Genomic DNA, 12,280 nt, shown 5'->3' on the forward strand with positions numbered 1-12,280 from the left:
AGTATGCCTAAAGTGTATGGTGCCACTGTAGATAAAGAAACACGATGTATTCATTATCATACGCCTTATGATATTATTGCAATAAAGTTTAAATGCTGTGAAAAATATTACCCTTGCTTTAAGTGCCATAATGAATCTGAGAAGCATCGCCCAAAACGATGGCATTCAGATGAATTCCAAGTAAAGGCCATTATGTGTGGCGTTTGCGGCCATGAAATGTCAATTGAAACTTATATGATGTCGGAAGCTTGTCCAGAATGTGATGCCCATTTTAATAATCGATGTAAATTTCATTATCATCACTATTTCGAGATTTAATATGGTTTTCATTTGAGCTAAAATCAGGAATTCTTTTTATTTTGTTTATAATAACATCACATTAGTGAAATGACTGAAAAGGAATGACTGGGGTGAATCATGCTTCCCCTAGTATGAATAGCTAAAACGGGGCAAAAATCGTGTAGATTTTTGCCCCGCTCTTTTTGTTGTCTTATCAAAACTAGATTGGACATTACACTCCAACCACGTCTTAAATATTAAGTATAGCGCCTATCTTCGTGTGCACGAATCTTTTTGTAGTTCATCAAAAAGAATTGATATATCATTAAGGCTATCAAACCAAGAATGAAGTGATGTTGGGCATTGTGGAATATATCCTTATTTTTTACAATTCTAAAAAAGTGCTTTCAACGTTAGATAATATGCTCCCTAAAGAATACTCTTTTTTTCTATTTCAGTATTCTTGACTTAAGTTCACCTCTACATTTTGCGCATCAGTTCGTTTTGACAGAGCGCCACAAAAACAACCTCACCAGTTGGAGGTGAGGTTGCTCAATCAAATTGTATAGACTTCCTCAAGACATCCCGACATCTAACATGCCGTCACGCCTAGAAAAAGAGGAGTTTATATCTTTTTATGCTTTATCGTTGTCATCAAAAATAAAGTCTTCGTCTTGTAAGCCTTCAACGTTAAGTGCTAAAACGTAACCGTCTCCTTTTACTGAGAAGAAGTCATGGTTTTTAGTTGTACGGTCTAAAGCATTTTCAATAATTGGGCTGAACTCTTTTTCTTCGAAGTACGGTTCAAAACCTAAGTTAGAAAGTGCTTTGTTACCGTTATATTGTACATAATTGAGCACGTCATCAGCCAAACCAAGAGGCTCATACAATTTACGTGTGTAAGATTCTTCGTTTGCATATAAATCTTCTAATAATTTATACATTTCACGATCCGCTTTTTGTTTTTCACTTTCGGATAACTCGCTACGTAAACTTTGTGCATCCAGTCCAGTAAATAGACCGTGAATGGATTCATCTAATAAAATTTTACGAATAATTTCTCCAGATGTCGTCATACGGCCTTGCCCTGCTAAATAAAGTGGATAATAGAAACCAGAGAAGAATAAAAATGTTTCTAAAAATACACTTGCAACACGCGCCATATATTGATCATATATTGTTGTTTCTTTCGCCCATAATTTATGATACGTCCCAACAATTTTCTCAGATTTGTATTTCAAATGTGGCTCTTCAATTACCCATTTGTCCAATAACTCATCCGTTTCACTTGAAGGAAGCAATGTTGTGAAAATATGTGAATAACTTTTCGCATGAATCTGTTCCATCATCCCCATAAAAGCATAGACAGCTTTTTTACGTAAGTCACTTGTATGCATCATGATTAAAGGCATACCATCATCAGCTTGATGTGTGTCTAATCCTGTTAACCCAGCTAATGCTTTTTTAAAGGCATCTTGTTCTTGTTCAGTTAAAGTTTTCCAACTCGCAATATCTTTTGAAACTTTAAATTCTGTTTCAACCCACATTTGAGCAATGTTTTGACGCCAAAACATATTCGTCATATCTTCCTGAGTATTCCAATTTACAGCTATCATTAATTTCCATTTCTCCTTATCTTTTTATTAGTATCACGATCTATGCATCACGCATGTATGGGGCTGAAATCAATGACTTCGTTGCCCCAAGCATGATAGTTAATATTAGTTCGGCATCAATTTATGGCTAAATTGAGCAACTTGTACATTCTTCGACGCTAAGTAATTTATTTCTTGTGTAATATAAAGATTTAAGCCCTTTGTAATGTGCATAAACATAAAGTCGAGATAATTCACGTGTTGAAATTTCTGAGTTTACATAGAGAATTGTAGAAATACCTTGATCAATGTGTGTTTGAATCGTTGCAATTAAGTCGATTAATTTCATTTGATCTGTGTTAAATGCTGATTTGTAATACCACATCGTTTGCGGTGATAAAAATGGCATTGGATAAAATGTTTCAGAATTTCCGTATGTGCGTCGTTCAATTTGATCCACGATTGGCATAACAGAACTTGTCGCATTTTGTACGTATGAGATACTTTGAGTTGGTGCAATCGCTAAACGGTATGCATGATAAAGACCGTATTTTTCAACTTCAGCTTGTAATGCTTTCCAGTCTTCACGTGTTGGTATATCGTGATTTTCGAATAATGCTTTTACTTTATCATATTGTGGCAAAAAGTCTTCAGACGTATAACGCTCAAAATAGCGACCATTTGCATAATCTGTTTGTTCAAAGCCAACAAAAGTTTCGCCACGTTCTTTTGCGATTTCCATAGAACGTTCGATTGAATAATAGTTCATCATCATGAAGAAAACATTAGCAAAGTCTCTAGCTTCTTCTGATTCATAGCTTATTTTATTTTTCGCAAGATAACCGTGTAAGTTCATCACACCTAAACCAACAGAATGAAGTTCACTGTTTGCTTTTCTTACACCAGGTGCGTTTTGAATATTAGCTTCATCACTTACAACAGTCAGTGCATCCATACCTGTATGCACTGAATCTCTGAACTTGTCAGACTCCATTACATTTACAATGTTTAATGAACCTAAGTTACATGAAATATCTCGCTTAATTTCATCTTCAATACCATAATCATTAATGACAGATGTTTCTTGTAATTGGAAAATCTCCGTACATAAGTTACTCATTTTGATTTGGCCGATATTAGAGTTCGCATGCACACGGTTGGCATTGTCTTTAAACATTAAATAAGGATAGCCTGATTGCAATTGTGTTTGCGCGATCATATTTAACATTTCACGTGCATCTTTGCTTTTCTTCATAATATTTGGGTTTTCAACAAGTTGGTCGTAATATTCATCAATATTAATGTCATCGAGTGTGACACCGTATTCTTTTTCAACCGTATGTGGCGCAAACATAAAGAAGTCTTTACCTTCTTTTGCTAGTTCAAAAAACTTAGATGGCACAATTAGACCTGTAGAAATCGTAGACAAACGTAAATCTTCATCAGCATTTACTTTTTTAGTGTCTAAAAACTCTTCCACATCATAATGAAAAATATTAAGGTATACTGCACCTGCTCCTGGACGTTGACCTAACTGATCAGCATAACTAAAGCCACCTTCTAAAGCTTTAGCAACAGGGAGCACGCCTTTTGCTACACCTTTGATGCCTTTGATTGCTTCGCCTCTGGCACGTAGTTTAGATAGATTAATAGCGACACCGCCACCAATCTTACTGAGTTGTTTTGCAGTTGAATCTATGTAGTTAATGGAATTTAAGCTGTCGTCCACTTCTAATAAGAAACATGATACAAGTTCCCCACGACGTGCACGTCCTGCATTTAAAAATGTAGGTGTCGCTGGTTGGTAACGTTGATCAATCATCGCTTGAATAAATTGTTTTGCTAAAGCGACATTACCTTTTGCAAGGTATAGTGACACAATCACGACATGCTGATGATAATCTTCAAGGTACTTTGATTTATCATTGGTTTTAAGTGCATAGTCTTTAAAAAACTTACTTGCTGACATATAGCTCGCAAATGCAAATGGAATTGAAGATGCAAATGCAATGACTTCAGCAAGTTGCGCTTCACTGTATTCGTTAAATACGTTGTAGTAAAAATTATTATCAACTAAAAAGTGAAGGCGCTCCAATTCACTATCAAAATGAACGGTTTTATCTTTAATTTCTTCAAGATACACCGCTAACGCTTCTTGGTCTTTTTCTATTTGAAAAAAGCCGTTTTCATTTCTCTTTGTGACTTGATTGTTTAATTCAATGTGATTGTACTGCTTTTGTTCCATAGTTTTCATAAAAATTGACCACCTTCTCTTTAAATTCTGTTGTGTCTTGGGCATTCCCATGTAATTCAAACTTCAATAATAAAGGGACATTGTACTCGTCAGAAATTGTTACGCCAGCCTTTGCGAAGTTTTGTCCCCAGTTGCGATTTCCACTTGCTGCAACGCCCTTTAAATATTCATGGTTTTTCCCTAAAAATTGTTGTACTGGTTGAGGCACCTCTCCAAAACCAATTGTACTTGTCACAATAATAAAGGGTTCTGTCATCTCTTCAGATGCATTCGTTTCATTAATCTCAAGTGTGTTATCAAGTTCTGCACGCTTAACAAAGCGTCTTACATTGCCGGTAAAAGAATAAAAAACGACTTTCATATTGAATAACCGCCTTTCATATTAAATGAACGATTTTTATATAATTGCTTTTGTTTTCTCTCAATCACAATATAATTCGCATTTAATTAAATGCGAACATATATTTGTTGTCATATGCACTTTAAGATGATGCGCTCATTTCGCAAATTGCTATATTCATCATGCAATCGTTCATTAAAAAATTAATAACACTACATGTAGAGAAGAAAAGAAATAGAATGTGCAAAAACGTGTAATCCTCTATCAATTCCAACCGTTTTCATCCTATTTCTCATCTTTCAAACACAATATATAGTGTTTCTTTTCGTTCATCGGTACTATATTATGTGTTTCATTATACATAAGTCCTTTCTGTTTTTAAAGAGATAAATATGAACTTTTGTCACCGATTGTCATCAAAAGCGATAGTATCAATAGGTTAGGGAAACAGAAAAATTTTTTCTGTAAGAAAACATTTTTAACGCTTGACTTTTGATGATAAAAGAATTATTAGACCACCTAAAATAGAACGTATGTTCTATTTTATTGTACACTTCCTTCACAAAATTTCAAGATATAATGCACGGTAACGCTTTTTATGCTACGATGTATAAGTCAAATTTTTATAATTAAGAGGCGATTTAATGAATTCAAAAATGAAAGGCATCGTTGCTATCTTAATTTCTGCGATTGGTTTTAGCTTTATGGCTGTTTTCTTTCGTCTCGCCGGAGATTTGCCCGTATTTCAAAAATCATTAGCTCGAAATTTTGTAGCGATGTTTATTCCCCTTTTCTTTATTATTAAATTCAAGCAACCTTTTTTCGGTAAACTCAGCAGTCAACCCTTACTCATTACACGCTCGATTTTAGGCTTAACGGGTGTGTTGTTAAATATATATGCCATTGATCATATGGTTTTAAGCGATGCAGACATACTTATGAAACTCAACCCATTTTGGACGATTCTATTAAGCTTAATATTTTTAAAAGAATATATTCAAAAGTATCAAATTACAGCGATGCTTGTCGCAATCGTTGGGATGCTTTTTGTAGTCAAGCCTGAATTTTCTTCAGAAATATTACCTGCGTTGACAGGATTGTTGTCTGGTATTTTTGCAGCTTCGGCTTATACAGCTGTACGTGCATTAAGTACACGCGAAGCACCTTACACGATTGTTTTTTATTTTTCATTCTTCTCAGTTATTGCGCTGTTACCATTTGTTATATTTACGTATGAACCGATGAGCCGTATACAAATCATCTACCTTGTTTTAGCAGGACTTTCAGCAGCTGTTGGTCAAATCGGAATTACTGTCGCATACAGTTATGCACCTGCAAAAGATATTTCTATTTTCACATACGCTTCTATCATCTTTACAGCACTCATAGGTTTTGTTTTATTCAAAGAAGCACCTGATTTCTACGCTGTAATTGGTTATATTATTATTCTAGGTGCAAGTTATTATATGTTTGAAAAAGCAAGACGCGCCACATACTCTGAACATCGTCATAAAAAGCAACAATCAAATTAAAGAAGGAGGCATACCAATGCCTAAAGGTCGTTCAAAAGAAGAATTAAAGGATATTACATTACTCGGCAATCAAAACAACACATATGATTTTGATTACCGTCCAGACGTATTAGAAACGTTTGATAATAAACATCAGGGACGAGATTACTTTGTTAAATTCAACTGCCCTGAATTCACATCTTTATGTCCAATTACAGGTCAACCTGATTTTGCTACCATCTATATTTCATATATTCCAAATGTAAAAATGGTTGAATCAAAATCACTCAAACTTTATTTGTTTAGTTTTCGTAATCATGGTGATTTTCATGAAGACTGTATGAATATTATCATGAATGACCTTATAGAATTAATGGACCCTCACTACATTGAAGTATGGGGTAAATTCACGCCTCGTGGTGGTATTTCAATTGATCCTTATACGAACTATGGTCGTCCAGAAACAAAATATGAAAAAATGGCCGACTATCGCATGATGAATCATGATTTATACCCTGAAACAGTTGATAACAGATAATTTTATTTAAATACATTTAAAGCACAAGAGGCTAGCACATCCATCCCAAAGTAAATAGCGCTCAGATGATTTTAATAGAAAATCGTCTGAGCGCTTCCTTTTTATGATAAAACTGCGTTTCATATCTCAGAGCGTCCTCCTCTTTTATAACAAATCACTTTAAATCTATATTATCCTACCTAAAAATATGCACATAAATGAATTAGCTTCTTTGAAATATTTAAAGCTAAGTTGTATATCATATTAATCATTGTCTTGTTTAATCTACAATTTAGTTATAAAATGGTTTTAACTTCATGCGAAGAGGGGGACTTTTTAATGGGCGCACATTACACAAAGAAAGAAATATTGAACAGTACGCCACGTACAGGTTTTTTCGGGCATCCTAAAGGTTTAAGTACATTATTTTTTACTGAATTTTGGGAGCGCTTTAGCTATTATGGTATGAAAGCCATTTTAGCTTACTATATTTATTATTCTATCGCTAAAGGCGGATTTGGCCTCGATCAAGGTGTCGCACTACAAATTGTTTCTATTTATGGTGCGTTAGTTTATATGAGTGGTGTGATCGGTGGATGGATTGCTGACCGTATTACTGGTACACGTCACGCACTGTTTTACGGTGGAACACTCATTATGCTCGGGCATATTCTTTTATCTCTACCCAATAACTTTGTCATCCTTTTAATTGCATTACTCGTGTTAATTATTGGGACAGGGATGTTGAAACCTAACATTTCCTCAACAGTAGGCTTATTGTATGAAAAAAATGATCCACGCTTAGATGCAGCTTTTACAATTTTCTATATGAGTATTAATTTAGGTGCATTGCTTTCCCCACTTATTGTAGGTTGGGCACAAGTGAACCTCGGTTTCCACTTCGGCTTTGCTATTGCTGCAGTAGGGATGTTTATTGGATTAGTTACATACTACATCACGAATAAAAAATATTTGGGTCTTGCTGGATTAGAAGTACCCGATCCGTTAACAAAAGCAGAGCGTTCAAAATTAATCAAAATCGTTATTATTGTGGCTGTTGTCATTGCAGTAGTTTGCTTTATTTTAAATCAATTACAACTGTTAACGATAGCCACATTTGCAAACTTTATTACGCTTTTGGGTGTATTTTTACCGCTCTTTTATTTTGTTAAAATTATTTTAAGTAAAAAAACAGCCGATCATGAACGCAAAAGAGTTTATGCTTATATTCCTTTATTCATTGCATCGGTTGCATTTTGGATGATTCAAGAGCAAGGTTCAACTGTACTTGCGCAATTCGCTGATACTAAAACGCAACTTGATTTAGCAAAAGTCACTGGTGGACTCATCGATTTTCATATCCCACCTGCTTGGTTTCAATCGCTAAACCCACTCTTTATCATTACGCTTGCGCCATTATTTTCTATATTGTGGGTAAAATTAGGTCGTTTTAATCCACCTACTGTTATCAAATTTGCAATTGGTGTTATTTTAGCAGGAGTTTCTTACTTAATCATGGTTATCCCTGGCGATGCTGATTTGATTAATCCATTTTGGTTGGTTGCGAGTTTCTTAATTGTAACGATGGGTGAACTTTGCTTATCGCCTATTGGCTTATCGACAACTACCAAATTAGCACCAGAAGCATTTACCGCACAAATGATGAGTGTATGGTTCTTATCTAACGCGATGGCACAAGGGATTAACGCCCAAATGGTAACGATGTATACACATATTAGTACAAATCAATATTTCTTAATTTCTGGTGCAGTCGCACTTCTCATCGGTATCATTTTAATTTGTATCGCACCATTTATTAAAAACTTAATGCAAGGTGTTAAATAACATTTAACTTCAACGATGACACAAATAAGAAGCGGAAGTGGAACGACGAAATCGATTCGATTTCAGTTCTACTTCCGTTTTTACTTATCTGATAAAGTGTTATCTCCCTATTACTAAAACGCCACTCGTAGACCTAAATCTGCTATGGCTCTCTTATCATATCAAGTGTTAATTAAGTTTAACTCTGCGAAATTATTTCACGCTTGATAACTTGGCTTGTCATTTTTGTTTGTTTTTATTAATAAAAAACTCAAAATCAATTACTTTCTTCTTATTTTATTATTTGGTACCATATGAGGGTCTGGAAAGTTTAACCTTTTATTCTATAAATCCATTTAAAACGAATGAAAGAGGCGTTGTTAGTTTAATAATCCCTAACACTATAACCTCTGCTGTCTTAGTAAGTGTCTTTTTTTAGTGTTTTAGATCAAATAGAACACTAGCATGAACCGACTTAGGCATCTTAAAGTATTCACACAATTAGATAGTGCCCTACTTCGTTTCATATTCATTCAATCACGCTTGATAGGTAAATTGTTAAAATTAAAATTATTCAAAATATTTTGTCGTCATACAAAATTCACATTTTCAGTATTATATTTTCAGAAACTTATTGAAATTTAAATATATCAGGCGTAAAATGGCTTCTATATGCTTTGTTCAGACAGGAAGGATTGATTAAAATGTCAGAATTATCACACGAAAAAGCTGTCCAGACCATTCCTCAAAAAGGTTTTTTCGGACATCCTCGTGGTTTAGGAGTACTCTATACTGTTGAATTTTGGGAGAGATTCAGTTATTACGGTATGAGAGCCCTTCTGATATACTATATTTACTACAATGTAGGTCAAGGTGGTTTAGGCCTTGAAAAAACTTTTGCCCAGTCGTTGATGGCTGTCTACGGTTCATTAATTTTTATGACTTCCATTCTAGGGGGATGGATTGCTGACCGCATACTGGGTACACGTCGCTCGATGGTTTACGGTGCATTATTGATTATTATTGGTCACATCTGTTTAAGTTTGCCGTTTGGATTATCAGGATTACTTGCTTCAATGGTATTTATCATTGTAGGTTCTGGTTTAATGAAACCAAACATTTCTAATATTGTTGGTCGCTTATATCCTAAAGGTGACGATCGTGTCGATTCAGGTTTTGTTATTTTTTACATGTCGGTAAATATGGGGGCATTTCTTTCTCCACTAGTATTGGATCATTTTAGAAATACGGGCAACTTCCACGGTGGATTCCTTATTGCTGCAATTGGTATGGCATTATCACTTTTATTCTATTTGCTATTCCATAAGAAAAATTTAGGCGAAATTGGAACAACTGCACCTCACCCATTAAGTCCATCAGAAAAGAAAAAATATGGCATCACATTTGGAAGCCTAGGCTTACTCTTACTCATATTACTTGGCGTTACATACGCAACAGGAACGCTTACATTTGATTTAATTAGTTTTATCGTTTTAATATTAGGCGTTGCCTTACCGATTGGATACTTCTTCATCATGATTGTTAGTAAAGACACATCAGATGTTGAACGTTCACGTGTTATTGCATTTATTCCTTTGTTTATTGTCGGCGTTATTTTTTGGTCTATCCAAGAACAAGGTGCCAATGTCCTTAATGTTTATGCGGATGAAAAGGCAGACCTTACATTTAATTTGCTCGGTTGGCATAGTGCTTTTCCAGTGACATGGTTCCAATCGATTAACCCATTCTTTATCGTCGTTTTAGCGCCTGCAATCTCATTATTATGGCGTAAATTAGGTCGTTTCGAGCCGAGTCTACCTATCAAATTTGCGATTGGTCTCGTATTAGCAGGCGTTTCATTTATATTAATGATGGTTGTCATATACGCATATAATGGCTCAGAAATTTGGTTTATGTGGATTGTTCTATCTTATTTCATTTGTGTTATAGGTGAATTGTGTATTTCTCCAACAGGTAACAGTTCTGCGGTAAAACTGGCGCCTGAAAAATTCAATTCACAAATGATGAGTTTATGGTTACTGACAAACGCAACTGCACAAGCCATTAACGCACAGCTCGTAAAGCTACAACCGATTATTGGAGACCAAAACTACTTTGGTTTAATTGGCGGTATAGCTGTTGTCGTTGCATTACTTGTTGCACTTGGTACACCACTTATTCTTAAAGCGATGAAAGGTATTCGTTAACACATTACTTTAAACGGCTCGCATGATTGACTTTCAAATACAATAAAGTAAAGCAGGAGTAGGAGAAATCTAAGTTCAACTTTAGACTTCTCCTACTCTTTTTAGATTCACTATTCTGTTTAAAATGATTAACATACACTACGTTTAGATATACAATGAGAACTAAGATTAACGAAAGGAGTCAACACAATGACCCCGAAATATGAACACGGTTTACTTTTTTATCATGAACATTCAGGCCTTCAAAATATCCATGAAGGCTTAGGGGAAGTGACCGTTGCACTTTCACAACTTTGTAAAAGGCTTTCCATCCAACTAAGTGAAAATGAAGGCGACATTGAACGCTACTGTAAAATGATAAAAGACAATAACAATATTGAACAAATAGAGGTCCTCTTTATTCTAGGTGGCGATGGTACCGTTAATGAACTGATCAATGGTGTACTCAAACACCAACTCCATATTCCAATTGGCGTCATTCCGGGCGGTACATTTAATGATTTCGCAAAGACACTCAATTTAACGAATAAAGCCGTGGAAGCGAGTCATGACCTTTTAGTTGCGACGCCGCAAACTTATGATGTCATGAAAGTGAACGATCGCTACGCCCTCAACTTTGCTGGTATTGGTTTGATGGTGCAAAATGCGGAGAATGTGAAAGGAAAATCAAAAGACCTCTTCGGAAAATTAAGCTACATCTCCTCTACATTTAAAACGATAACCAACCCTAAACATTTTAAATATACTTTAGAAATTGATGGGCAAACGTATTCAGGAGAAACTTCAATGCTGTTATTTGCAAATGGCCGATTTATTGGAGGCGGAAAAATCCCATTAACAGATATGTCTCCTTCAGATGGTGTACTCAACACTTTTATCTTTAATAACTACAGTATGAGCATCCTTAAAGATATTTTTAGTTTAAGAGATAGTATGACTTGGAATGAAATTAGCGACAATATCCAGCATATTTCCAGTCATACAATCAAAATTACGACTGACCCTGAAATGCGCGTCGATATCGACGGTGAAATCGACATGACAACACCAACCACGATTGAAATTATTCCAAAAGCGATTCAATTATTAACAGCCCCACCCGCTGAAAATAATCAATAAAAAACACATGTGTCAGCAAAAAGTCACTGACACATGTGTTTTATTGTGTTGTTAAATTTAATCTGACTTTCTATGATAAAGATTCTTCTTCAGTAATATCACTTAAAAAGTAGGCTTCAACTTCTTTCCAATTGTTCAAGCGTTCGAAGTCCGTATTGCCTTCATTATGTGGCGCTGTAAACATTAAAGGTTTGCCCGTATGAATTGCTAATTGTTTAGGGCTATCGTCAATTAAATAATCTGTCGCGACGATACCTTTACGCCCACAGAAAACAAATTGCTGTGGATCTAAAAATGGAAAATGTGTTAATAACCAATCATATTTATCATGGAAAGATGTTGGCACATCCATCGCTGCAGTTACAATGTAAATATCGTAATGGGCAGCAAGCTTTTTAACGACTTCTTGTGCATCTTTCATAACATTTAAACGTCGAAAGAACCCATCAGACGCTAAAATATCACGAATTTCTGCGGTATGCTCTGGCATAATATCGTAAATTTTACGTCCAACAATTTGTTCTACTGTTATACCGAGTTCGGTACGACGATTAAATTCATCGATTAGTGCTCCTGTCGTATCAGCTAAAACCTCATCCATGTCTATCCCAATTGACACTCTCATCTAATCGCT

10 protein-coding genes are annotated in these 12,280 nt (G+C 35.2%); 6 read left to right on the forward strand and 4 right to left on the reverse strand.

Annotated features, from left to right (window positions below; translation table 11 throughout):
* Positions 1 to 3 precede the first annotated feature (3 nt).
* A complete protein-coding gene (locus KM149_RS10195; protein ID WP_050331609.1) occupies positions 4 to 318 on the forward strand; it encodes a CHY zinc finger protein in 315 nt (104 codons plus the stop codon).
* 596 nt (positions 319 to 914) lie between these two features.
* Here KM149_RS10195 and nrdF read toward each other — a convergent pair.
* The 3 genes from nrdF to nrdI form a co-directional block, all read right to left on the reverse strand.
* On the reverse strand, positions 915 to 1,895 hold the full coding sequence (gene nrdF, locus KM149_RS10200) for a class 1b ribonucleoside-diphosphate reductase subunit beta (RefSeq protein WP_016424501.1): 981 nt from the start codon (positions 1,893 to 1,895) through the stop codon (positions 915 to 917).
* 127 nt (positions 1,896 to 2,022) lie between these two features.
* On the reverse strand, positions 2,023 to 4,128 hold the full coding sequence (nrdE, locus tag KM149_RS10205) for a class 1b ribonucleoside-diphosphate reductase subunit alpha (protein ID WP_016424500.1): 2,106 nt from the start codon (positions 4,126 to 4,128) through the stop codon (positions 2,023 to 2,025).
* On the reverse strand, positions 4,091 to 4,489 hold the full coding sequence (gene nrdI, locus KM149_RS10210; RefSeq protein WP_050345966.1) for a class Ib ribonucleoside-diphosphate reductase assembly flavoprotein NrdI: 399 nt from the start codon (positions 4,487 to 4,489) through the stop codon (positions 4,091 to 4,093). The genes nrdE and nrdI overlap by 38 nt, the downstream gene beginning before the upstream one ends.
* Positions 4,490 to 5,112: 623 nt before the next feature.
* On the opposite strand from nrdI, the gene KM149_RS10215 reads away from it, so the two are divergent.
* The 5 genes from KM149_RS10215 (at position 5,113) to KM149_RS10235 (ending at position 11,646) form a co-directional block, all read left to right on the forward strand.
* Positions 5,113 to 6,000, forward strand: coding sequence for a DMT family transporter (locus KM149_RS10215; protein WP_165545059.1), 888 nt, complete (start codon positions 5,113 to 5,115; stop codon positions 5,998 to 6,000).
* A gap of 16 nt (positions 6,001 to 6,016) precedes the next feature.
* The gene (gene queF, locus KM149_RS10220) at positions 6,017 to 6,517 is read left to right on the forward strand and encodes a preQ(1) synthase (protein ID WP_050331613.1); all 501 of its coding nucleotides are present in this window, start codon (positions 6,017 to 6,019) and stop codon (positions 6,515 to 6,517) included.
* Positions 6,518 to 6,835: 318 nt separating this feature from the next.
* Complete coding sequence (locus tag KM149_RS10225) at positions 6,836 to 8,341, forward strand: peptide MFS transporter (RefSeq protein WP_165545061.1); 1,506 nt, start codon at positions 6,836 to 6,838, stop codon at positions 8,339 to 8,341.
* 683 nt (positions 8,342 to 9,024) lie between these two features.
* Positions 9,025 to 10,527: a peptide MFS transporter gene (locus tag KM149_RS10230; RefSeq protein ID WP_050331615.1), complete on the forward strand. Its 1,503-nt coding sequence runs from the start codon at positions 9,025 to 9,027 to the stop codon at positions 10,525 to 10,527.
* Between the two features lie 189 nt (positions 10,528 to 10,716).
* The gene (locus KM149_RS10235; protein ID WP_165545062.1) at positions 10,717 to 11,646 is read left to right on the forward strand and encodes a diacylglycerol/lipid kinase family protein; all 930 of its coding nucleotides are present in this window, start codon (positions 10,717 to 10,719) and stop codon (positions 11,644 to 11,646) included.
* Positions 11,647 to 11,716: 70 nt separating this feature from the next.
* On the opposite strand, the gene KM149_RS10240 is transcribed toward KM149_RS10235, so the two are convergent.
* Positions 11,717 to 12,271 carry a 5' nucleotidase, NT5C type gene (locus KM149_RS10240; protein ID WP_182280476.1) on the reverse strand — a complete coding sequence of 185 codons (555 nt, stop codon included), beginning with the start codon at positions 12,269 to 12,271 and terminating at the stop codon, positions 11,717 to 11,719.
* Between the last annotated feature and the right edge of the window lie 9 nt (positions 12,272 to 12,280).

Origin of the sequence: Staphylococcus coagulans (genome assembly GCF_022557135.1) — a bacterium.
Classification (GTDB): Bacteria; Bacillota; Bacilli; order Staphylococcales; family Staphylococcaceae; genus Staphylococcus; species Staphylococcus coagulans.